20 protein-coding genes, 1 tRNA gene, 1 other RNA gene and 1 pseudogene are annotated in these 21,888 nt (G+C 52.3%); 8 read left to right on the top strand and 15 right to left on the bottom strand.

Annotation, left to right across the window (positions count from 1 at the left end; translation table 11 throughout):
- Nucleotides 1-29: 29 nt before the first annotated feature.
- Nucleotides 30-1,091: a tyrosine-type recombinase/integrase gene (locus WCI03_12325; GenBank protein ID MEI8140637.1), complete on the bottom strand. Its 1,062-nt coding sequence runs from the start codon at nucleotides 1,089-1,091 to the stop codon at nucleotides 30-32.
- Nucleotides 1,092-2,074: 983 nt separating this feature from the next.
- Here WCI03_12325 and WCI03_12320 point away from each other — a divergent pair.
- Nucleotides 2,075-2,782 carry an ABC transporter ATP-binding protein gene (locus WCI03_12320; GenBank protein ID MEI8140636.1) on the top strand — a complete coding sequence of 236 codons (708 nt, stop codon included), beginning with the start codon at nucleotides 2,075-2,077 and terminating at the stop codon, nucleotides 2,780-2,782.
- Nucleotides 2,779-3,810, top strand: a complete 1,032-nt coding sequence (locus WCI03_12315) for an ABC transporter permease (GenBank protein ID MEI8140635.1) — start codon at nucleotides 2,779-2,781, stop codon at nucleotides 3,808-3,810. Before WCI03_12320 ends, WCI03_12315 begins: the two co-directional genes overlap by 4 nt.
- A 49-nt stretch (nucleotides 3,811-3,859) precedes the next feature.
- Here WCI03_12315 and WCI03_12310 read toward each other — a convergent pair.
- A pseudogene (locus WCI03_12310) lies at nucleotides 3,860-4,240 on the bottom strand (transaldolase family protein).
- Nucleotides 4,241-4,955: 715 nt separating this feature from the next.
- Between WCI03_12310 and WCI03_12305 the strand changes: the two are divergent.
- The gene (locus WCI03_12305) at nucleotides 4,956-5,627 is read left to right on the top strand and encodes a hypothetical protein (protein MEI8140634.1); all 672 of its coding nucleotides are present in this window, start codon (nucleotides 4,956-4,958) and stop codon (nucleotides 5,625-5,627) included.
- Between the two features lie 376 nt (nucleotides 5,628-6,003).
- Nucleotides 6,004-7,836 carry a molecular chaperone HtpG gene (gene htpG / locus WCI03_12300; protein MEI8140633.1) on the top strand — a complete coding sequence of 611 codons (1,833 nt, stop codon included), beginning with the start codon at nucleotides 6,004-6,006 and terminating at the stop codon, nucleotides 7,834-7,836.
- A 106-nt stretch (nucleotides 7,837-7,942) separates the two neighbouring features.
- On the opposite strand, the gene WCI03_12295 is transcribed toward htpG, so the two are convergent.
- The 12 genes from WCI03_12295 to WCI03_12240 all read right to left on the bottom strand — a co-directional run bounded on the left by WCI03_12295 (nucleotide 7,943) and on the right by WCI03_12240 (nucleotide 19,397).
- Nucleotides 7,943-8,269 carry a hypothetical protein gene (locus WCI03_12295; protein MEI8140632.1) on the bottom strand — a complete coding sequence of 109 codons (327 nt, stop codon included), beginning with the start codon at nucleotides 8,267-8,269 and terminating at the stop codon, nucleotides 7,943-7,945.
- 155 nt (nucleotides 8,270-8,424) lie between these two features.
- Nucleotides 8,425-8,779, bottom strand: a transfer-messenger RNA (tmRNA) gene (gene ssrA, locus WCI03_12290).
- 112 nt (nucleotides 8,780-8,891) lie between these two features.
- Nucleotides 8,892-8,976, bottom strand: a tRNA-Leu gene (locus WCI03_12285).
- Between the two features lie 77 nt (nucleotides 8,977-9,053).
- A complete protein-coding gene (locus WCI03_12280) occupies nucleotides 9,054-10,451 on the bottom strand; it encodes an undecaprenyl-phosphate glucose phosphotransferase (GenBank protein MEI8140631.1) in 1,398 nt (465 codons plus the stop codon).
- A gap of 21 nt (nucleotides 10,452-10,472) precedes the next feature.
- Entirely contained in the window at nucleotides 10,473-10,832 is a 360-nt protein-coding gene (locus WCI03_12275) for a hypothetical protein (protein ID MEI8140630.1), read from the bottom strand.
- A 67-nt stretch (nucleotides 10,833-10,899) separates the two neighbouring features.
- Nucleotides 10,900-13,227, bottom strand: coding sequence for a UDP-N-acetylmuramate--L-alanine ligase (murC, locus tag WCI03_12270; protein MEI8140629.1), 2,328 nt, complete (start codon nucleotides 13,225-13,227; stop codon nucleotides 10,900-10,902).
- Nucleotides 13,228-13,264: 37 nt separating this feature from the next.
- Nucleotides 13,265-14,353, bottom strand: a complete 1,089-nt coding sequence (locus tag WCI03_12265; GenBank protein ID MEI8140628.1) for an alkene reductase — start codon at nucleotides 14,351-14,353, stop codon at nucleotides 13,265-13,267.
- A 176-nt stretch (nucleotides 14,354-14,529) separates the two neighbouring features.
- Nucleotides 14,530-16,134 (bottom strand): hypothetical protein, encoded by a 1,605-nt coding sequence (locus WCI03_12260; GenBank protein MEI8140627.1) that lies wholly within the window; start codon nucleotides 16,132-16,134, stop codon nucleotides 14,530-14,532.
- Nucleotides 16,131-17,045, bottom strand: coding sequence for a dihydroorotate dehydrogenase (locus WCI03_12255; GenBank protein MEI8140626.1), 915 nt, complete (start codon nucleotides 17,043-17,045; stop codon nucleotides 16,131-16,133). Before WCI03_12255 ends, WCI03_12260 begins: the two co-directional genes overlap by 4 nt.
- Before the next feature lies 1 nt (nucleotide 17,046).
- Entirely contained in the window at nucleotides 17,047-17,832 is a 786-nt protein-coding gene (locus WCI03_12250; GenBank protein ID MEI8140625.1) for a dihydroorotate dehydrogenase electron transfer subunit, read from the bottom strand.
- Nucleotides 17,833-17,869: 37 nt separating this feature from the next.
- Nucleotides 17,870-18,946 carry a UDP-N-acetylglucosamine--N-acetylmuramyl-(pentapeptide) pyrophosphoryl-undecaprenol N-acetylglucosamine transferase gene (locus WCI03_12245; protein MEI8140624.1) on the bottom strand — a complete coding sequence of 359 codons (1,077 nt, stop codon included), beginning with the start codon at nucleotides 18,944-18,946 and terminating at the stop codon, nucleotides 17,870-17,872.
- A 1-nt stretch (nucleotide 18,947) separates the two neighbouring features.
- On the bottom strand, nucleotides 18,948-19,397 hold the full coding sequence (locus WCI03_12240) for a hypothetical protein (GenBank protein MEI8140623.1): 450 nt from the start codon (nucleotides 19,395-19,397) through the stop codon (nucleotides 18,948-18,950).
- On the opposite strand from WCI03_12240, the gene truA reads away from it, so the two are divergent.
- On the top strand, nucleotides 19,396-20,241 hold the full coding sequence (truA, locus tag WCI03_12235) for a tRNA pseudouridine(38-40) synthase TruA (protein ID MEI8140622.1): 846 nt from the start codon (nucleotides 19,396-19,398) through the stop codon (nucleotides 20,239-20,241). The two genes, WCI03_12240 and truA, sit on opposite strands and share 2 nt — an antisense overlap.
- Before the next feature lie 44 nt (nucleotides 20,242-20,285).
- Here the strand turns inward: truA and WCI03_12230 are convergent, their stop codons facing one another.
- Nucleotides 20,286-20,474, bottom strand: coding sequence for a ferredoxin (locus WCI03_12230; protein ID MEI8140621.1), 189 nt, complete (start codon nucleotides 20,472-20,474; stop codon nucleotides 20,286-20,288).
- Between the two features lie 127 nt (nucleotides 20,475-20,601).
- On the opposite strand from WCI03_12230, the gene WCI03_12225 reads away from it, so the two are divergent.
- From WCI03_12225 to WCI03_12215, 3 genes are all read left to right on the top strand, one after another.
- Nucleotides 20,602-20,886, top strand: coding sequence for a hypothetical protein (locus WCI03_12225; protein ID MEI8140620.1), 285 nt, complete (start codon nucleotides 20,602-20,604; stop codon nucleotides 20,884-20,886).
- A gap of 118 nt (nucleotides 20,887-21,004) precedes the next feature.
- Nucleotides 21,005-21,232, top strand: a complete 228-nt coding sequence (locus WCI03_12220) for a hypothetical protein (GenBank protein MEI8140619.1) — start codon at nucleotides 21,005-21,007, stop codon at nucleotides 21,230-21,232.
- The gene (locus tag WCI03_12215) at nucleotides 21,225-21,719 is read left to right on the top strand and encodes a PIN domain-containing protein (protein MEI8140618.1); all 495 of its coding nucleotides are present in this window, start codon (nucleotides 21,225-21,227) and stop codon (nucleotides 21,717-21,719) included. The genes WCI03_12220 and WCI03_12215 overlap by 8 nt, the downstream gene beginning before the upstream one ends.
- Nucleotides 21,720-21,888: the final 169 nt, after the last annotated feature.

Below are 21,888 nucleotides of genomic sequence, written 5' to 3'. Positions count from 1 at the left end.
GCCTCACTCCGGCCCAGAACCCGACGGCACTACGCGCTATTTGCGGGAAATAACAATGAATGGCGCATCACGTCCTTTGACCAATCGACCTTTGAATCTTCCCTTACCTCACGAAATAGCCGGCGGGAATATCCGATCTTTCCGGATTTCAACGCATACGGCGTCAACCATGCAACAAGGTTATCCGTCATGTCTACGTAACGTTGCCGTCGTTTCTTGGCGGTTGCGGGGGAAACGCGAATTGTTTTAGCCTCAAAATCGATATCCTTCCAGTCCAGGTTGACCAATTCGTTTTCGGGACGAAGCCCCGCGAAGTATCCGATTGCCAGATAGGGGACAAGCTTTGATCGCTTCTTTTGAGTATCCAGTTTGGCGGCGGTATTAAGCATCGCACTCACTTGTTCAACGGTGTGGATGACCGGCAATCCCTGATCCACCACAGTGACCTCGATTGCGGCGGCGGGATTGTGTTCCGTGTATCGCCGCTTGACCGCGTGATTGAATAGCCCGGATAGTGCCACGCGATAGGCATTTCGTGTGCTGGGTGTGAATTTCTGATCATTTAACCAGCCTTCAACATCGGCTGTGCTGATTTCAGATATGCTTTGCATCCCGAAAACCTTGTCAAAGGCAGCTAGTTTGCCCTTGGCGTCCCTAATTGTACGGGGGCGCTTCCCTGATGCATCCTTGGCGGCTATGTACTCCTTGTTCACGTCAGCCAACTTCCGGGAAGCATCGGCAGTGGATGTGTGCTTCTCATAGAACCGCAAAGCCCGGAGAATTTTTGCCGTATCACCGTTCACTGTTGAAAAAGCGGTTGCGAGGTGATTTTGCTGGGCGTTCTCCAAGTTAAACCAATTGAATGCGGCCTTCTCTTTCTCGGCTTGTTTCTGGCCGACTAGGCGCGCAATGAATTCATTTCTTTTTTCGGTGGCCTTGTTTTGGGCTTCTTCTTTATTTTGGCAGTAGATGAAACGAGGATTGAACTTGGTGCCGAGATCCACCAGCCAAGTTCCGCGCCCTTTCCGTTCCCGTATTTTCGGTTCCCAGTTGGCACCACGTTCCCGCTTTATTTTCTGTTTCCGCGCCATAATTGCCTACCCTTCATCGATCGTCCGTATTGGACTCATGGTTTCATTTATGGGTGCAATTATGTTTCCATAATGTATCCAAATCAATATAAATCTTTATTATATTGGCAAAAAGTAAAAAGGTCCGTTTGATTTGTAATCAGCAGGTCATCGGTTCAAGTCCGATAGCTGGCTCCATTAAAAGTGCCGTAGACATTGGGTATTATACCGTTTTATTGGCATATTCTGCAAAAGGCGTAAGGATCGATAAGTACGCCTAAAACCTCAAATCCGACACGCAGGTGCAGCCATCACAATTCGTAAACCGTGGTTTCACCGCATCATGTCATGGCACGTCAATCTATTCTAACCATCCCGCCCGCCGTTTTGTGCGCAATCCGGAGCGCAGTCTTCGGATTCGGCCCCGGTGGGCCGTCGGATTGGCCAGCATCATCATCTGAGTGACAGTCGTCAGAGTTATCTCGTGCTATAGGGATATACCCCATAGCTCCCATTGCTGATCAAGTATAACTTACCGTCATGATAAATACACATAGACATCACTCAAACTCCTCGAAGAATGGGGAAACGGCCAGCGGACAGCCGAAGGCGTCACCTGCGAACAACATCCAAGAGGCAATCAAGACAAAACCGTCGCATGATGAGGTGGCCCGAAAGGCTTACGCGATTTATCAGGCGGAAAACTGTCCGCAGGGACGCGACGCGCAGCATTGGCTTCAAGCAGAAGCCCTAATGTTAATTTAGGGTAGGGTTACACCCTATTTTGCGCGCCCTGTTCATCGTTTATACTGTCTTAAATAAGGAACGAGGTGGTTTACTAAAAAGAAAAGGTCGAAACGTATCTGAACAAAGGGGGAGAATCTCCCGCAATAACAAAAGCAAGAATTGGATTCTTGGAGGAGTATTTATGGGATTTATCATAGGTGTATTAGTTGTAGTTATTCTCGTCATTGTTATTGCCAAATTGGTCTAAAAAAGGCGACATGGTATCCGCCCAAGCAATACAAGACGTGTATTTGGATATCCGTCAGCTCTCGAAAGTCTACCCCGGTAATCGGGGGTTGCTGGGGGCGAGTTTCAGTGTGGCACAGGGTGAGTTGATAGCGATTGTCGGGCATAACGGAGCTGGTAAATCGACTTTGCTCAAGCTTTTGGCAAACTGGCTGAATCCGGATGGGGGGCATGTTTCGGTGCAAGGCGTCAATCTCCGGGATCGACTTGCACTTATCCGGATGATTGGATTTGTCCCTGAGAGTCCCAATCTTCATGACGCCTTTTCGGTTGATTACAATCTAATGCTCTTTGCCCGTCTTTTCGTGGTGCCGGCTTCACGTGTTGAAGACACCCTGCGGGAATTTAAGCTCATACCCTTTCGCCGTAGTCCTGTGCGGACTTTGTCGAAGGGCCTGAAACAGCGGGTCAGCATCGGCCGTTCACTTCTGGCGGATCCGCCCATTTTGCTTCTGGATGAACCCACCTCCGCGCTGGATTTTGAAACGACCAAGGATATCTATCGTCTGATCCACCGTATTCACGCACTGGGGAAGACGATCCTTTTTACATCGCACCGCCCGGAGGAAATCAAATCCCTTGCCACGCGCATTCTTGTTCTGCACGAGGGGGTTGTCGCCTTCGATGGAGCCCCCGACGCGTATTTTCAATCCGCCTTTTACCAGACGTTATACGTATGATTCGCACCGTTATCACGCTGCTCATGCATGACCTGGCCGTCGCTTTTAAAAGCAAGACCATCTATCTTGTTGTTTGCATTCCTCTCTTTGTGTACGCGACGTTAACACTGGTTGATCCACCCGGAGCGCGGTTTGCCCCGCTGAACATTGCATTACTTCAAACCGAGTCCTATAGGCCTGTCTTTCTCGCAAGCATCAAGTCAGTCCCGAACCTGTTTGCCGTCCGCTGGGTTTCTAATCATGAGGCGGCAATAAAATTGCTCAACGAGCGTGTGATGGATGGAATCCTTACGCCTGACGTTGGTGATGCCTCGCGCCTTCAATTGACAGTGGTTAAACAGGCCTCCGCCGAAACTTTGATCATGATGCAACAACTGGCCGCCCTGCAAATTTCCGCCGAAGGTAAAGGCCCCGGCTGGATCGCAGCTGTAAAGTCGCTCCAGACAAGCTCACTTCAACGACAGACCCTGCCTACATGGATTCTGATGATGGTCCTGCTCGTCAGTTTTATTGTGTTGCCGTCCCAGGTTGCCGAAGAAAAAGAAAAACAACTGCTTTTGGGGTGGATGCAAACGCCTGTTCGTGAAATTGAATGGTTGGCATCCAAGCTGGCTTATGGAGTCGTCTTGATGCTGACAGCCATCGTGGCGCTTCAGTGGATGGATGGTGAGTTCTTTTACGTGTATGGAGTGAATTATCTTGTGATGCTGTGCACCGGCGGTTTCTGTTTCGGCGCTCTAGGGATCTGTCTTGGACTCCTGTGCCGTAACCAGGCCAGCGCCAGAACGCTGGGTGTCCTCTGTTATCTGCCGCTATTGCTGCCCGCAGCGCTGTCTGACATGTCGCAAGAATTAAGAGGAATTGCCCCACTGGTTCCTTCATACCATTTTTATGAACCGATCCGGGCGATGCTCCTTGAGGACAGCGGGCTTGTTTTTTATATACAGTCGTGGATCAGCCTCGTGGCCATCGGCTTACTGGCATGTTTCGCGTCCCATCGTTTGATCCGGAAACGCTGGTTGATGTAGGAATGGTTTTTTAATTCTTCCAATGGCCATGTTTTGATGTGGTAGGGTTATCGGCAGCCTGAACGGAGCCTGGCAAAGGAGCGTCTACCGCATATTTGCGAAAGTCCGGCATGATCAGGTCTCGGAGCAGCAAGCCGCCGTTCGCGTGTGGGTTTGCGCCTATGCGCCTTTCACCCTTTGGCGCCAGTTCGGCCAGTTCCGGTTTCAAATGACCCTGCTAATCGAAAAGCTCATCCGGACGGTAACTCCGCAGCCACGCTTCCAGCAATATAAGGTGTTCGGGATGGGTGAGGGCCTCATAGATTTCCTTAGCCCCCTTTCCATTGAGCGCCATCGTTCTTATGTTTTCATCGTAATCGTGGCTATCCACAATGGCCTTCTCAAATATGGATGGATTCGAGGTCATTCCCCGCAGTCCATCCTCCTCGATCAGTCATCGAAGTCCGCCACTGGCGATTAAGTCCCGTCTGATGTAGTCCAACCAGATGAACTGCCCGATACCTAAAAAACAACCGCGGGGTTTCGGTCCGCGGTCGTTTGGTCAGCATTTACCTGCTACCTGGTCCCCCAGTCGGTCAGTTGAGTCAGAACTTGATGACGTCTGAGACGCCGTCCTGAATTACAACCAACCTCAGGTCACCTTATTTATTAAGCATGCCGCGTGCCTAAACGGGGTGGGGGCGGGGTTTGACAAACTCCTTACATCCTCATCTTAATATTGTCGATATTTATCGGCGAAGTGTCAGGTAATTATCAAGATCAGCGGTGGCATTCTCATGGATGCGTCGGGTCTCGATTATGAGAGTCGCAATCTTAAGAAATAGCCCGATACAACTCTGCCTCTTATACTTTGGTTTCGGGCTATACTGAGCGGCGTTACGATAGGGTTGCACCTCATCGACGCAAGTCATACCGTTGCTATTCTGATCTACACAGATGCAACCTACACCCTGCCGCCAGTGACGATCAGGCCAGGGAGATAGTTAAAATAATTTGCAATATAATGGTTATTAGCTAAATTATAGGTTTAAGAGGACGGACAAAAGGTTGTCTTCGGAGAAGGGGAAACGTTTTCACAATGGGTGAATTGATGTGTGAAAGTGAAGACCCAGTGGAAAACAATACGGTAAACGCGGAAGAATATTATGAAGATCATTCGTTCAATTTCGATTGGGTTGATGTTAGGGCTAACCGGGTGTGCGTCTACTTCTTATCGGATTCACCCGCGACCGCCAGCGGTTGTCACGTGGGAAAAAGCTGATCTACTGATTTCAGAGGTTCGTATTCACTCTGCTAAGAGCTGTGCAACGGGGAAGGTGTTTGGCACTTTTTTTGCGCAGAATCTCGAAACCAATTTATTTGAAAGCTTGTGTCATGAATATGCTTTAACTCAGGGGCGGGGGATTTCCCCCAAGTATCGTTGTGTTGTGGATTTAACAACCAGTGTAGAGGCCCCTGGTAAGTGGTGGCTAATCCCGACTCTATGCTCTATGACGTTGGTGCCTTTAATGATTAATGTGGATGAAAAAGTATGGGGGCAGATACTGGTTTATGAAAAGACGGGAAATACTCAGATAATGGCTTGTCCCATCCCGGAATACAGTTCCAGAATGAGGCATAGTTGGTCAATTACGCCTCTGGGCTTTTGTGCGAAGCGAAAGGATGCAGATTTGACGGCTTCTAATTGGAAGGCGAATTCATCCTTAGAGTATCTTGCGATGGTTGACCGGGTGAATCGCCCTCAGTCGATGTTGTTACGGACGGTGCTGTCCGAAATTAATAAGATAGAACTCCCGGCAAACAGAGCCTCGCGCTGACGGGTGTTCCTTCGATGATCGTCTAGCGGTAGAGCGAATATTCGAAGTTGTGGAAACACTCCGGGCATCTGGAACTAACCGAAGTATTCAATCCACACTTCCCGGCGGCGGGGGCCGTCGAACTCCGCGAGGTAGATGGACTGCCAGGTACCAAGTTGAAAGTGGTCACTCCGACAGTGGTGTGGGGGACAAAGACCGTAATTGTGCCCGCCGCGATCCCACGCGCCGTAAATGATACTCCAAATGACACCACACTTTTTTTGACAGGGCATGCCCTATAGTTTTTCATCCCTGCAAGAAGTGTTGGATTTTTTGTTGGTTTTCCCTATTCTACTGGGCTGTTATTTTAACCCATTTTTGAGAAGGAGATATGTAAATGACTGAAAAGACCATGGAATTTAAAACCGAGCTTTCGCAACTGCTGCATCTGATCACCCATTCGCTCTATTCCCATCGTGAGGTGTTCCTGCGCGAACTGATCAGTAATGCCTGCGACGCCATCGATAAGGTTCGATTTGAAGCGCTGACGGACACCAGCCTGCTTGATGGTGACAGTGACTGGAAGATTTCGATTGCGGTTGATAAGGAGGCGAAAACGTTGACGGTTTCCGACAACGGCATCGGAATGGATGAGGCCTCGCTGATCCGGAATCTGGGCACTATTGCGCATTCGGGTACCAAAGCTTTTCTGGCGCAGCTCAAGGAGTCCGGAGGCAAGGATAATCCGGAGCTCATCGGTCAGTTCGGCGTCGGGTTTTATTCCTCCTTTATGGTGGCCGATCGCGTCACGGTCGAATCCCGCATGCACGGCGCACCGGCTGTTTGCTGGGCCTCCGAAGGAACGGGCTCGTTCACGGTATCCGAAGGAACCCGTGAAAAACGCGGCACCGTGGTGACGCTGCATCTCAAGGACGATGCGGCGGAATACCTCGAAGAATACAGGATTCGTTCGCTGGTCAAAAAATTCTCAGACTTTGTGGAGCATCCGGTGGTGATGGGCGAAGAAACAGTCAACACTCGCAAAGCGATCTGGCTACGGTCGAAGACCGACGTCACGGCGGAAGAATATAACGAGTTTTACAAGCACATCTCTCACGACTTCACTGATCCGGCGGAAGTGATCCATTACAGCGCCGAAGGAGCCATTGAGTTCAAAGCACTGCTTTTTATTCCTGAGAAAAAGCCGTTCGACATGATGAACACTGACCCCAAGGCCCGACTGAATCTGTATGTTCAGCGGGTCTTTATCAGCAACGAATTTGAAAACCTGCTGCCGTCCTACCTGCGATTTGTGAAAGGCGTAGTGGATGCCGCCGATCTGCCGCTGAACGTGTCGCGCGAAATTCTGCAGGAAAACCCGCAGCTGGATAAAATCCGCAAGAATCTGGCCTCGCGGATTCTTAAAACATTAGGCGACATGAAGTTGCAGCGCTATGACAAGTATCTGAGTTTCTATGCCGAGTTCGGCTCCCTGTTGAAAGAGGGGTTGCAAAACGACTTTGAAAACCGCGAGAAAATTGCTGATTTGTTGCTGTTTGAATCGACCGCCACTGAAGCAGGTAAAATGCGCTCGCTGGCTGACTATGTCGGAAACATGAAAGAAGAACAGAAAGAGATCATCTACCTCGCGGCTGAACATCGCGGCATAGCCGAAAATTCTCCCTTTCTGGAAGGCTTCAAGGCTGGCGGACAGGAAGTCCTCTTCATGCTTGATCCGATCGACGAATTCGTGTTGCCGCAACTGGGCGAATACAAAGGTAAAAAGTTTAAAGCGGCCAATAAAGGTGACCTTGGTAATGCGGATGCACTGAAGGACGAAAAGAAAAAGTTTGAAGGTTTTCTTGGATTTATCGGTGAAAAGCTGGCTGGCGTGAAAGAAGTTCGCCTTACCTCCCGGTTAAAGGAAAGTCCGGCCTGTTTGGTTGGAGACGAGTACAGCATGAGCCCGCACATTGAAGCCATGATGCGCCGCATGGGGCAGCCTGTGCCTCCAATGCAGCGCGTGCTGGAGCTGAATCCGGCCCATCCGGTTGTTAAAGCGGTGCAGTCAATGTATGAAGCCGACAAAGAAAACCCGAAGTTGGGCGAAAGTGTTGAATTACTGCGCGACCTTGCGCATGTGGCCGAAGGGTCTAAAGTGGATAATCCGGCAGTTTTTGCTGCCCGCATCGCTGCCTTAATGTCCCGCGATCTGGGGGCAGGTGGCTGATAACGGACTCCATGGGCGTCATCCCCTCATTCCAACCTCTTCGAGAGAGCTGTCCACAATGGTTTCATGTGCTTCATGTTTTGCCCCGATTATCAGAGGCACCGGATCAGGACTTCACAACAATCTTCATATCCTTGCTCCAGCCCCCTGCATCAGCCATGACTCCACGGTGACCGGCATCATACTCAAAGGTGAACGTAACCAGTCCCTTCATCCGGCCCTCTGCCTGGATACGGTAATTGACGATGATGCCGCCGAAGAAGGAGGGGGACTTGGGTTTCTCATGAAGGAGCAGGGAGCCCTCGAGAAGCTTTTTGGCCATGGGCTCAGGGATGTTCCAAAGACCTGTCTCCCAAAGCTTCTCAGCCACCATCGTCAGGCGGTTTTTGTGGTCTTTTTCAATCAGGTGGATTCGTTTGGATTTGGGGCTCATGGGGTCAGATCACTTTCAATGTTATCAATATTGCATAGAACAAAATATAGACAAGCTTACCATCAGGAGACTAAAAACGCGGTTTTTTTCGAGATTCCGCCTTTTCCCTGAACATACAGGGGCTCCGGCGGACAACCTTCGCCTTTTGCGAAAGTTGGTGGAGGCGGGGAGAATCGAACTCCCGTCCGCACTGGAGTCACCACAGCTTCTACGCGCGTATCCGATCAATAAATCTCATTATGACGGCTGCCGATCGTCAGGCCACCATCATAACCAGCGTCCACGTTAAGTTTCGCCCAGAGACCCGGTCACACAGTTTCTGAACTAACCTGCTGTAGTCGTCTCACTCCGCCTAGCAGGTGTTGGCGGCGAGACGTCGCAGTCAATTAAGCCGCGAGAGCGTACTCTGTGTTCGCTTTTATGTTTTTTCCGGAGATGATTAACGAGGCCAACCGGAGTCCTCGGCGCGCCACTGAGGCTTCAACCAACACGTCGAAACCAGTCGCCCCCATGGGTTTCCAATTCATTATGATAGCATGAATACAGAAGGGTGAAAGGGAAATCGATTCAGTCGAAGACCGTCGACCATCCGTAACTCAAGCCATAGGTGCCGAGCGAAGGATGGTGCACCCGGAGGGATTTGAACCCCCACACCTTTCGGCATAAGAACCTGAATCTTACGTGTCTGCCAATTTCACCACGGGTGCTCTAAAAAGGAGCGTTATAGGTATCAATCCCCTGCGTTGGTGTCAATAAATTTAGTCAGGAAACAGGTCTTCAAAAATCAATATGCGTTTTTCTGAGCGGAGAAGGTCCGGAGTAAAATCTTGAAATCCAGGGAAAGCGACCAATTCTCAAGGTAATAGAGGTCATATTTGATGCGTTCGGCAATGCTGGTATTGCCGCGCAGGCCATTGACTTGTGCCCATCCTGTCATGCCCGGTTTGGAGGCATGCCGCCAGATGTAACGATCAATATCGTCCTTGAACTTTTCAACAAAATGGGGGCGTTCAGGACGGGGTCCGATCAGACTCATATCGCCCCGAAGCACATTCCAGAGTTGAGGGAGTTCATCAATGTTTGTGCGACGGAGGAAAGAGCCCAATGCCGTTCGACGGGGATCATTTTCCACCGCCCAAACGGGGCCAGTCTCTTTTTCGGCATCGCTCTGCATGGTGCGGAATTTGTAGATGGTGAATTCTTTGCCATTTTCGCCACACCGTTTCTGCCGGTAAAAAACAGGGCCCGGCGAGGACCGCCTGATCAGCATGGCGAGAATGCCAAATAACGGAGCCAGAAAAAGAAGCCCCAAGAGGGCTCCGCAGATATCTTCGCACCGTTTTAGCATCTGGTTCCAGAAGGTGTCCAGCGGCCAACGACTAACCCCAAGTAAGGGAATGTCATCAACGGTTTGCATATCCATGCTGCCGGTCATAATCCGGAAGATATCTGGCACCATATTGAACGTGATCATGTTGCGTTCAGCCGCCAGGATAATCTCCAAAATGCGCTGATGCCCGATGGTGCTGTCGGAGAGAATAATCTGGTCGGCCGGATGCGTGTCGAGAATCTCATCCAGTTTCTCAAGTTGCCCGCAAATCTGGTTGGGAGAAATTTCAGGAACCGCTGCACCTGTATTGGTTTCGATAAAACCTATTACCGTTGAGCGAAGCCGGGGATCGGACTCCAGTCCACGCTTGAGATGGGCGGCCACAGTGTCCGTGCCGATGATCAGGATGCGTTTTTGGTTTGTCCCGCGCCGCGCGATAAAAAGCTCCAACCGGAACAGCAACCAGCGCTCGATTAAGACAAGCAGAAGAACAAAGCCAGCGGCTAGGGCGATGGTCAAACGGGAGAAGGGAGGGAAATCATCCGGGCGTATGGCAAAGGCAAGTGCCGTGGTGATCAGTATCCCCAACCCGATTGCCCTGATGAGTCTGGGAATTCTCCCGGGGAACCGTCCCTGCTGGGGGCGAATATAGAGTTCGAGTGAGCGGAAGATAAAGAGGAAGATGATGGTAGCAATGCCAGCACCCCAACCGTACATAAACATCAGGCGTGGGGGCATGCTGTCTACGGCGATCAGTCCACTATTGAATCGCAACCAGATGGCCACCAGGAAACCACCGAAAATCGCGAAGGCATCAACTAAGACGGCCAGCCCGCTGGCCAGCGCATCCATGGTGTCACGTGCTTTCAGAACCTACACACCTTTCTCAACATCGACGTGAAGCTTCCATGTGATCGCCAGCCAGTCCATAAACTGAGCCTGTTCGTGAGGGATGGTGTTGGCCAGACTTTCGCTGAGCACCGTACCGTAAATCAATTCACGGGCATCGTTATCGGTTATGGTCGTGAGAAACGTTTTCAGCGCGGTGCGTTCCGAAAAACGGCTCTCAGCTTCCTCTGCCAATTCCTGGAAGAGATCTTCTCCAATCTCGTCCACAATGGATTCAACTTGTGCGACCTCGTTATCGGTGATGTCCCGATCACTGATGACCGCGACTTCGGTCAGCGCTACCAACGCCAGTTTTTCATCACGCGACAGTTCATTGATTGTCATAAGCTCTCCCTATTATTGAAACATTTACAGGTTATCATCTTTTCTAAAGGACTGCATTAAAAGCCTTTTATTCCATAATTTTGATTTCAGTTTCCAACCGAACCCCTTGAGTTCGCTGGATAACTTCACGAATAATTTCCAACACGGCCAGCACATCCGAGGCGGTGGCGCCAGACTGCGTTACGATGACATTGGCATGATGAAGGGAAACGCTCGCTCCGCCCACGGTGAAACCCTTAAATCCCGACTGTTCAATAATCTTTCCTGCGAAATTACCAGGCGGATTCTTAAATATGGAGCCGGCTGATCGCAGGCCCTTCGCCCAGACGCGGTGCGCTGCTAATTCTTCATGTTTCCGGCGAATGGCATCTGAATTCCCGGGGTTTAGCCGAAACCCTGCATCAATCACGATCTGTCCGCGCAAAGTCGGGCAGGACCGGTATCCAAATTCGAGATTTTCGCGTGTCAGGGTGCATATCCGGTTATCGCGATCCAAAATACGAACCCAGGCAAGCACATTGGCGATTGAGCCGCCGCAGGCCCCGGCATTTCCCACCACGGCTCCGCCCACTGTGCCGGGAATGCCTTCTAGGAATTCGAGCCCGGTTTTCTGGTGTTCCTCAGCCCAACTGGCCAAACGTGCGAGGGGCGTTCCAGCACCGGCTACAATCAGATCACCGCGTTCCTCAATCCGGCGGAATGGCTCGCCGACAAGTCTGGCGACTACCCCCCGGACGCCCAGATCGCTTACGAGTACATTGCTTCCGCCACCGAGAATTTGCAGGGGGATGGTTTCCTGGCTGCACCAGATGGCAATTTTCTCAAGATCGTGTTCTGTGCCAATCTCCATCCAAAGATCCGCCCGTCCACCTACGCCGAGTGTCGTGCGCCCCGCCAAGGGCTCATTTCCTTTTACGATGGTAGCCGACAAATCAATCTGGCGGATAGCTCGTCCAATCAGGCTATGCAGTTCATCCACACGAACTTGCTTCAAGTCGTCCTGCGCCCATCGGGCGATTCGGTCTACATCACCCGCCCCGATGATGAGAAAGAGATCACCTATTCTGAGTTGATTTCGGCTATATTCCCAGGCGTCCCGCAAGGAGGTCGCAACCACGGTGCGAAGGTGGGGGCGCTTCCGGCAATGAGCATAGAGATCCCAAATCGAGCCGCCCGGGAGTGGCTTTTCAGAAGCCGCATAAACGGGACACAGCACGACTTCGTCAAGTCCTTCAAAGGCAAGGGGATAGTCGGGGCCAAGTGCCAGGGTTCTGGTGTAACGATGAGGCTGGAATACTCCGAAGGTACGGGGGCGGCCAAGCCGGTGTGCGGCCCTGACAAGGGCCGTGATTTCAGCCGGGTGGTGGGCATAATCAGAGACGACGACGACATCATCGCGGTCAATAATGCGCTCAAAGCGTCGACGGGGCAGAACGACTTTGGCCAGACTCTGACGAAGTTGATCTGGAGTTAATGCAAGTTCGAGTCCCACGGCCAGGCTGGCCAGAGCATTCAGGACATTATGCCGACCGGGGGCGGGTACGGTAAAAACGCCAAGGTCATGATTTCTCCATGACACCTGAAAGGATGTGAAAGTGGTGTGTTCCTGTAGGTGTTTCGCGTGGAGTTGGGCCGCGGGAGATAACCCATATGAAATGCCGTGCCCATGCTCGCCACAGAGTTTCGCGGCTCGCTCGTCATCCGCGCAGTAGATCAGGCATTTTTGGGTCTGCTGAATAAATGTCCGGAAGCAGTCTTCAAATTCCGTGACGCCGCTGAAATGTTCCATGTGGTCAAAATCAATGTTGGTAATGACGGCGATGTCCGGGTGATACAAGGCGAGGGTACCATCGCTCTCGTCGGCTTCAGCGATGGTGATGTCGCCTGAACCGGCACCTGCGACGCCCCCCAGGGGATCCACTTCTCCGCCGATGCAGAATGAGGGCTGGCGTCCAGCAGACGCCAATAGTTGGGCCGTGAAGGTTGAGGTGGTCGTTTTGCCATGGGTCCCCGCGATGGCAATGGACGTTTCTGATAGTTCCAGTAAAGCGGGCAACACTTCACCCCGTTTATAGATCGGGATGTTCTTTTGTAACGCCGCCTGAATTTCTGCGGAAGCCTCGGAGACAGCGGCACTGCGGATGACCCAGTTGACTTCGGGCGTGATGTGATCTGGAGAATGCTGATTACTGACATCAATCCCTCGTTCAGTGAGCCAGCCCGCCAGCTTATTCAGCATCAGATCACAGCCCGTTATCCGGAAGCCGCGGGCCTTGAGAAGCACGGCAAGCCCCGCCATTCCCACCCCGCAAATACCGGCCAGATGAATGGTCCCGGTTCCAGAGGCAAGCAAGTCACGCAGGAGTTTGCTTCGTTTGTCGTTGATATTGTTCATGACTCGTTCCCCGATTGGATTCACCCCTGTCGATTCCTTAACCGGGATAATCAGTATATCCCTTGGGGCCGGGAGTATAGAATGTCGACATATCTGGTGATGCCAGAGGAGTGCCTGTTTTGAGTCGCTCGACCAGATTCGGGTTGGCAATGAAAGGGCGACCAAAGGCCACTAAGTCTGCGGCCCCGCTTTGTAAATCCGCTTCGGCCCGATCACGGTCATAGCCGCCGGATAGAATGATGCGGCCCCCCGCAGCACGAAAACCATGACACATGGCCTGGACTGTAGCGGTCTCGGGTTTCGGGGCACCCATGGACGAGTGGTCGACGAGATGGAGGTAGGCCAGACCGAGTTTGCCTAGCGCTGCGGCTAATTCAGTATACTGCCCGGCGATTCCCGCATAGGCCCCGCTCATATCGTTGAACATACCGTAAGGGGAGAGGCGGATGCCTACCCGGTCGGCCCCAATGGCCGCAATGATCTCCGTCGCGACCTCACAGGCAAAACGATTTCGACCAGCGTGGTCACGACCATAGGCATCATTACGTTGATTAGAAGCTGGATCCAGAAACTGGTTGATCAGATAGCCGTTGGCTCCATGAATTTCAACACCGTCAAAGCCCGCAGTAAGGGCATTACGCGCGGTCTGGACGTATTCATTAATGATCCTCTGGATATCGCCCGGGGTCATCGCCCGGGGCATGTCGTAGGGCTGTTCACCTTGACTATCCGTCCAGATTTTCCCTTTCACGGCCACTGTGGAGGGGGCCAACAGTGCTGCGCCCGGTGGCAGGTTAAGCTTATTGCCCACCCGTCCGCCGTGCATCATCTGCAGGAAAATTCGTCCGCCCTGAGCATGAACTCCACAGGTTACCTGATTCCAGGAAGCAGTCTGCTCCACCGAATAGAGCCCGGGAATGCGGGCATACCCTAATCCGTTGGGGGACGGGGAGGTTCCCTCTGTTATTATCAAACCGGTGCCGGCTCTTTGGGAATAGTATTCAGCTACCATTGTGTTGGCCAAGTTCCCAACGGCTCGGGAGCGGGTCATGGGAGCCATGACGATGCGGTTTTTCAACTCTACTGACCCCAACTTGAATGACTCAAATAGTTTCATGGTATTCATTTTCTTGTTATTTTCAGTATGAATTTTAGCATGTATCCCATCATAGTCCAGACCCGTGATATATGGCTCGGGTCAACAGTATGTACGCATCGTAACGATCAGTAATACGATCACAATATCTGCATTGGCTGCACGGGGAGGGGCTGTTGGGTAATCCGGGCCGAAAGGCTTAACGTTTACTGGCGTTCACCAATGACGAGCTTGAGTTTGAATCCGGTGGGGGCTGAATTGACTGACAAGTTGGCTTGGCCCAATTCTCGAAGTACGGCAGCCGCAGTTCCTGCCTGGTCCAGCTTATCGCGAATTTCCTGAGAACCGTTGGATGAATCCAACATGGTTGCAAGCTTGGCGACTCCCGTCGCATTTTTAAGAGTTTGCCCCATTCCATTCAAATTAGCCCAGGCGCTGGCTGCTGGTAAGGCTGCAGGATCCAGTTTCCAGTCATTCCTGCCTTCACTATTCTGTTCAGTCAGGAGTCTTTTAAGTATCGCACCATTGCTGGCGATGATCAGCCAGTTGCCGCGAACCACGTAGACAACCCGCTCTTCCGGTTCAAAGGCACTGTAAAAACTTTTCTGGGAGTCCAGAATCGATGTGATCCGCAAGCCGCTTTCCGGCTCGAACGGGCCGGCCGTCAACTCCATCCCGAACTGACTGTTGAGTTTCGTCAATGCCTGATTGATGCGCTTGTCGGCTTCCGCATCACTCTGAATTTGCATACCCAACAGGAGCGTCGGAGCCTTGACCCCTTTTATCAGGCCTCTTAAATTCTTATTGATCGGCCCTCGAATCCGCCCGTTGTGGTTCTGATCCAGAAGGGCTACGAAAGCCAGGGCATTAGTCGGGGTCCCCGTGGTATCGGCCAGTTCACGTAATGTTTTGAGCAGAAGTGACGAAGGCTCTGCTGGAATGAACTCAGACGCCCAACTCAATGGCAGAAGTGCAGCAAAATCGGAAGTTTTACCGATAAGGTTCAAGGCGTTTCCGGTTCCCTCCGCTTCCTTCAGGTTGAGGGCAGGGGGGAGTTTTCCGGTTCCGCTCATCTCAAGACTGAGAGTTTCCGGCTTGATGTCCAATTGAAACGCCAAGGGATTCTGACTGGCTTCAAACCAGCCCCAATGGTGGGGTGAGCCGCCTAGCATTGTTTCTACCAGGGCGGGCCGTCCTGATTCAGAGACTGTATGGCGGTATGGATAATGCTCAGCCGATTCAAGAAGTGTGCGCACGCCAATCGGGTCTTCTGATACACAGGCCAGGATAAGTCCTTCGGACAATGCCAATGAAAGCCGCATGTTGGACTTCCCTATTTTCTCATGGCTCATCCAGATGGTCAGATTCCCATTATCCAGATAAACGGGTGTGAGCTCACGGGTTTTGATCCAAGCCATTTGCCAGCGCAGGAGGCGGCTTTGGGTTCCAATCCAGGAGGCGGCGATCAGTGCCGGTTTCTGCATTGAGCCCATGGCCGGGCTGTAGGCCACCACAGTCTGGGCCGAGGTGAGTTTGGTGATCCATTTTCGTGCGACTTCGTTTGTGCGAAGTGCGGCCATGGCTCCCTCATTGGTTTCTGCGGCCTTGAATACACGACTGAGTAAAGGGTTATTCACGAGTGCATCCCAGTCGCCCGCTAAATTTTGATGAACGCTCACCCAGGACGTACCGGCAGGAATAGCATCAAAAACCCGATCGGGCCGGTAGGGTACGTAGAATATCCACCAGATGCTGAGAATAACACTTACAATCAGAATCATCCAAAAGGCAATCTGGCGGGGATTTTTCATAACTTGATACTTCGGACGAGATCCTGGACTTTTGTCATGTTATGCCGGATGAGATAATCAGAAATTCCCTCTACCACTTGCAACGAGGTACGGGGTTCGATGAAATTTGCGGTTCCCACAGACACGGCGGAAGCGCCTGCGATCATAAATTCAATGGCTTCTTTAGCTGACGTAATGCCGCCAATGGCGATCAAAGGAATGTTCACGGCCTTGGCCGCCTCATAAACCAGTTTCAAGGCAATAGGATGAATGGCCGGACCACTCAGGCCCCCAGAAATATTGGCCAGAATCGGCTTTCGTGTCTCGATATCAATGGCCATGGCCGGGAAGGAGTTGATTAACGAAATGGCATCCGCACCGTTATCTTCGCAGACTTTGGCAAAGGCTCCGATATCGGAGACATTCGGCGCCAGTTTGGGAATAATGGGTAATTTTGTTTTGGCACGCACGCCAGCGACGACGCGCGCGGTGGAATCGAGATGGACTCCAAACGAACTGCCGCCCGCCTTGACGTTGGGACAGGAAATATTGATCTCCAGCGCATGAACGCCCTCGACCTTTTCGAACCATTCCGCCACAGCGATATACTCTTCAAGTGTCTTGCCCCAGATATTGACAATCACGGGCACATCATACTTGCGAAGAAACGGCATATACTTCTCGGTAAACCCTTTGGTTCCCGGGTTCTGAAGTCCGATGGCATTGATCAGGCCGCCGGAAACTTCAACCATCCGCGGGGTTTTGTTTCCCGCCCAGGGCTCCAGGCTGATGCCCTTGACCACGATCGCGCCAAGCTTGTTCAAATCAACAAGTTCGGCATATTCCGGGCCATACCCAAAAGTGCCGGAAGCCACCATCACCGGATTTTTCATCCGGATGCCGGCGAGGTTGATATCAAGAGTCGGTTTCATGTTAGTCATCCCAAATTACCTCACGCGATTCAAATATGGGGCCATCTTTGCAAACCCGCGCCAGGGTTTCCTGCCCACTTAGGCGGACCTTCTGCACACAGGCGAGGCAGGCACCCACGCCACATCCCATATGTCGATCAAGCGAGAGCCAGGCCTTCTGGTTCCCTTTGATGGCGCGGTCACCGACAGCCTTCAACATGCCGTTGGGTCCGCAGGCATAGAATTCCGGGAGCACCGAACCCATGCCGGCTTTCAGCCAGGCGTCCAGGGGAGCGGTTACCAGCCCTTTATCTCCCAATGATCCATCATCAGTGGCAATACGGACATCCCACCCGAGGGCCTTGAAGTCCTCCGCGAGAAGAATATCCACCGCCTTGGCGCCCCCCACAAACAGAAGGCCGCGTCGAGTCATGCGTCGTGCCAGAAAATACAAGGGGGCCACACCATAGCCCCCGCCAATTAATACCGGCGTGGTTCCGGGCTGAAGGGTCAGCGGGAACCCATTGCCCAGTGGGCCGACAATACTGACGGAATCACCTTCTTTGAGTGCCTGCATGGTTACCGTACCCCGCCCAACCGACTTATAGAGGATTGAAAGGTGTTTTTCCTCAACCTTGTAAATACTAAATGGTCTTCTTAACACCGCATCATGTAAACTCGTTATGCGGAGATGAACAAACTGTCCCGGAAGGGCCGAGTTCGCTAGTTCCGGCAAGTTTAAAGTGAGCACCCGGTAATAGGGGCCCATGGGGTTATGGCTGGCAACAGTTCCATTTTCAATACGCATAGTCACTCCCGACAGTTGGTCAAAAAACGCCTTTACCTTACCGACTGTTACCGACTTTCACAATTAAATCTGCGAGGGATTGGTCGGCACCAGTTGAGGCTCGTGCTTTGGCCTGTGCCCGCATTCTGTTTATTTCGCCGGAGGTGGTGGCGAGTTTACGAAGGTGTTCTGCCAGCAAATCCGGGGTGAGTGTGGACTGTTCCAGCATGATGGCTGCTCCGGCGTCCATCATGGCTTTGGCGTTGGCTTTTTGGTGGTCGCGGGCGGAAGTGGGGAGGGGAATGAGAATGGCCGGGATCCCGAATAGTGCGAGCTCGAGGCATGAGTTAGCCCCGGATCTTGAAATCGCCAGGCTGGTTTTTCGATAGACCGAAACCATATCAGAGCAGAAGCCATATACGGTTGCGGGGACGCCAGCTTTGCGATAGGCCTCCCTAACCGATGGTTTTGCTTTCTCGCCGGCAAGATGAATGGCCTCGACAGGAATCCTCGCTTCACCCAGAAGTCCCAGTGCCACGGGCACCATCTCATTGAGGTGCTGGGCACCTTGACTTCCCCCCATGGTCAGTACTGTGAAATGGGCAGGTAGATCACTTGGCACTGCGGCGGCCTCTTCCATTTGCTTTCGAATCGGAAGACCGGTCTCATGGATATGCCTATGCTTGAGATAGTTGCGTGTTTCAGGAAAGGTAATGGCAATGGCCGTGGCAAACCGCGAAAGAAAAGATATGGCTTTCCCCGGAATGACGTTGGCCTCATGCAGGATAACCGGAATTTTCAAATAACTTGCGGCAAGAACGGGGCCGAGTGATGAGTAGCTTCCCATAGCGAGCAGTGCCGATGGCTTTTGTGTGCGGAGAGCCTTCACGCTGGCGCGGAACGCACGGACCACCGTCAGAATGGTTTTGGGCAATCGGAGAGGATGGAATGAGATTTTGGCGGAATCAATGTTGATAACCTGCCCCGACCACGCGTGCCGGGTTGCGGCTTCAATCGCTTTACCGGACAACCAGAGCGCCACTTCGTGTCCGTTTTTCTGAAGTGCCAAACCGGTTGCCATTCCCGGAAACACATGGCCTCCGGTTCCGCCACAAGAAATACTGTATTTTGCCATATTATATAAACCTTGCCGTGATCCAGATCCCTGTGGCTAAAGCCATCAAGGCCAGATGAATCGGGTTGGGAGTTTTCGTCATGATTGTTGAAGAAACAGAAGGGATCACAAGCAGCGCCATCAAAACATCCAGGGGTTCCAGATGGAGAAAGAAACAAAACGCCGGGAAAAATAGTAACCCCAACAGGCCCGCCATCCACCCCTTCGCCGTCAGGCTGTTCCCGGGCAGCCAGGGAAGCAGGAGGGGCCCCAGCACAGAACCGTTTAACCAGGCTATCAGAAGGGTATTGGCAATAGGGGGGGCGCCTGCCTGCAGGTGTTCGAGGGAAAAGGTGGCGGACCGGAAACCGGACAGCAACACGGCGGCGATCATGATCGGAATCATGTTCTTGCCGCCTGCCACCAGGTTGCCGAAAACGTGAACCTTATTCACTTTGAGCTCAAAAACCATGGCTGAGATGGTGCAGATTGGAGCAGTCGAAGTCAAGAGTGGTGGCGTAACCAATAACTTGTTATATTGCATGTATATGGACGAACACTTTAAGCCAAAAGCACCAACCTTCCGTTATCGGATCACGGTTGCCTATGATGGGAGCGCCTATGCTGGTTGGCAGGTGCAGCCGAATCATATGACGGTGCAGCAACGCATTGAAGAAGTGCTGCAATACCTGACGGGTGAAATCATCAAGGTTCACGGTAGCGGGCGAACCGATCAGGGTGTCCATGCCGAAGGTCAGGTGGCCCATTTTGATCTCTCAAAAAAATGGGTATGTTGGCAGCTATTGAATGGCATGAACGCCAGGCTTTCACAGGATATCCGTATACTTAAGGTGGCCCGCGCCAAACACGACTTTCACGCCCGGCGCAGTGCTGTCAAAAAAGAATACCGGTATTTTATCTGGAATGCCAAGGTCATGAATCCGACCCGGCGGCATTATGCGGTCTATATCCGGAGACCCCTTGATGTCAAAGCCATGCAGGCGGCCGCGAGTGTTCTGGTAGGGAGGCACGACTTTGCCGCATTCACGGCCAATCCCAATCGCATTGTCGAAAGCACGGTTCGGGAAGTTTTTTCCCTGTCGGTCAAACGGGTTGGTTCACAAATTATCATTCGTGCGGCCAGCGAGGGCTTTCTCTACAAAATGGTGCGTAGCCTGACCGGACTCCTCCTGCGGGTAGGGGAAGGAGCTGTTCCTCTGGAAGAAGTGAAGGAGATCCTGGCATCTAAAGTCCGGACTGCCCGTGTGCCCACCGCTCCGCCTGAAGGGCTGTTTCTCTGGCGTGTGTGGTATTAAAATCAACTGGCAGCCAGCCGCTCCCTGATCAATACTGTTTCTCCTTATGGGCCGATCAAGATCGCCGATACGGGACACCCATCGGCTGCTTCTTTGCACGACCCCTCGACTTCTTTGGGAACCACAGCGCCGGATGCGACAGCTTTATCGCCTTCCATCTTGAACACCTCGGGACAGATCTGCTCACATAAACCGCACCCGATGCATAAATCCTGATCTACTTTTGCGTTCATACTTCGCCTCCTTTGTTACTAACGCTCCGCTCGTACGCCTGCCGCCCATACCATCGTTTGTGCCGGAATCCGCTCCCCGCTTTTCAACAGGACGTTGCTGCCATCATAGTCGCTCACAACTGCACCGATGGGATATGTCTGCGGCCCGATCATCCGGTACCGGCCAGCTGAAGTTCCTCCTCAAAATCTGGAGCCGGTGTTGCCGGTGGTGGAACCCGTCGTTGTGATGCCACCCGCCAGTGAGCCATCGCCTCCGGCTGTTGAATCCGAATCCCAGGTGGCACCGCCTTCCGAGTCAGAGCCAACACCGGCATCGCCTTCATCGGTTTCGCCAATGGTGGAAGCCGAAGTTCCGCCTCAAGAACAGGAGCCAGAGCAGAAAGAGTCCGGCAAAAGTCAGGCGAGCCAATAGGCGTTGGGTCAATAATATGCGTGTTTAGCAACGTATGATACTGTGGCGATTTGAAAACAATTGCATCGTTTGAAGAATACACATATAGTGTGGACGCAGGTTATGTGGAGATAAATGTATGCGAAACGTGACAATTGCCTTGGATGACACCATTTTCGAAGCAGGCCGATTATATGCCCGGGAACACCATACGTCGCTGAATGGTCTGATCCGCCGCCTGCTCCAACAAACTGTGGTACGCGAGCAGTCGAGGGGCGCGTGTGACGAGTTCTTTGCCGTGGCTGACCGGGCGAAAGGAAGTTCCCGCGGGAAGCGTTGGAGTCGGGAGGAACTGCACCGTGGCTAAAATTTTTCTCGATACCAATATCCTGGTGTACACCGTGGATATCCATGACCCCGTTCGATCTCAGCAGGCAAGGACGTTGTTGAAACAGGTTCACGACAGTGGTCAAGGGGTGATTTCAACCCAGGTGATGCAGGAATTTTATGTCGCCGTTACCCGGAAACTTCTGGTGGATCCCCTGGTGGCGAAACAACTCATTGATTCATTTCCCCCGATGGAGATCGTGCCGGTTGACGTAACCATGGTTCGGGAGGCTATCGATGCCAGCATCTTGAATCGGATTTCATTTTGGGATGCCCTGATTGTGGTGGCCGCACACAAGGCCAAATGCTCTGAACTTTGGACAGAAGATCTTAATCCCGGTCAATCCATTCTCTCTGTAACGGTGCGGAACCCCATGGCAACAAGGAGTGCACAAACCGTGAAAGAGCCTGGCGCCCCCTACCTCATCAGTCCCAAATCCCGCAAACGAATCTCCAGCCGTCCGTAGACCTTCTCAAGTCCAATTGAGCCAGAAGATTCTCAAGAGGTCGATGCCTGTGCCGGGGATGATTTCATCCGTCCGATTATCGTGACGCGGAACAAGGTGACAGGCTATTAGTATACTGCGATTCAGACACTGGGGAGGGGCTCGGGGGGTGCCAACCCTGACCGTTAAA

It is taken from the genome of bacterium (assembly GCA_037143175.1).
Lineage (GTDB): Bacteria > Verrucomicrobiota > Kiritimatiellia > CAIKKV01 > CAITUY01 > JAABPW01.
Note: the sequence above shows the minus strand (reverse complement) of the source record. Positions and strands in the feature narration are given on the sequence as shown.

Coding starts and splice junctions, on each gene's coding strand:
- WCI03_12250 (MEI8140625.1), bottom strand. CDS start 17,832: ATGCGTATTGAAAATGGAACTGTTGCCAGCCATAACCCCATGGGCCCC.
- WCI03_12295 (MEI8140632.1), bottom strand. CDS start 8,269: ATGAGCCCCAAATCCAAACGAATCCACCTGATTGAAAAAGACCACAAA.
- WCI03_12305 (MEI8140634.1), top strand. CDS start 4,956: ATGAAGATCATTCGTTCAATTTCGATTGGGTTGATGTTAGGGCTAACC.
- WCI03_12245 (MEI8140624.1), bottom strand. CDS start 18,946: ATGGCAAAATACAGTATTTCTTGTGGCGGAACCGGAGGCCATGTGTTT.
- htpG (MEI8140633.1), top strand. CDS start 6,004: ATGACTGAAAAGACCATGGAATTTAAAACCGAGCTTTCGCAACTGCTG.
- WCI03_12265 (MEI8140628.1), bottom strand. CDS start 14,353: ATGAATACCATGAAACTATTTGAGTCATTCAAGTTGGGGTCAGTAGAG.
- WCI03_12325 (MEI8140637.1), bottom strand. CDS start 1,091: ATGGCGCGGAAACAGAAAATAAAGCGGGAACGTGGTGCCAACTGGGAA.
- WCI03_12230 (MEI8140621.1), bottom strand. CDS start 20,474: ATGAACGCAAAAGTAGATCAGGATTTATGCATCGGGTGCGGTTTATGT.
- WCI03_12255 (MEI8140626.1), bottom strand. CDS start 17,045: ATGAAACCGACTCTTGATATCAACCTCGCCGGCATCCGGATGAAAAAT.
- WCI03_12225 (MEI8140620.1), top strand. CDS start 20,602: ATGGGATATGTCTGCGGCCCGATCATCCGGTACCGGCCAGCTGAAGTT.
- truA (MEI8140622.1), top strand. CDS start 19,396: ATGGCTGAGATGGTGCAGATTGGAGCAGTCGAAGTCAAGAGTGGTGGC.
- WCI03_12320 (MEI8140636.1), top strand. CDS start 2,075: ATGGTATCCGCCCAAGCAATACAAGACGTGTATTTGGATATCCGTCAG.
- WCI03_12275 (MEI8140630.1), bottom strand. CDS start 10,832: ATGACAATCAATGAACTGTCGCGTGATGAAAAACTGGCGTTGGTAGCG.
- WCI03_12260 (MEI8140627.1), bottom strand. CDS start 16,134: ATGAAAAATCCCCGCCAGATTGCCTTTTGGATGATTCTGATTGTAAGT.
- WCI03_12220 (MEI8140619.1), top strand. CDS start 21,005: ATGCGAAACGTGACAATTGCCTTGGATGACACCATTTTCGAAGCAGGC.
- WCI03_12240 (MEI8140623.1), bottom strand. CDS start 19,397: ATGGTTTTTGAGCTCAAAGTGAATAAGGTTCACGTTTTCGGCAACCTG.
- WCI03_12315 (MEI8140635.1), top strand. CDS start 2,779: ATGATTCGCACCGTTATCACGCTGCTCATGCATGACCTGGCCGTCGCT.
- murC (MEI8140629.1), bottom strand. CDS start 13,227: ATGAACAATATCAACGACAAACGAAGCAAACTCCTGCGTGACTTGCTT.
- WCI03_12280 (MEI8140631.1), bottom strand. CDS start 10,451: ATGGATGCGCTGGCCAGCGGGCTGGCCGTCTTAGTTGATGCCTTCGCG.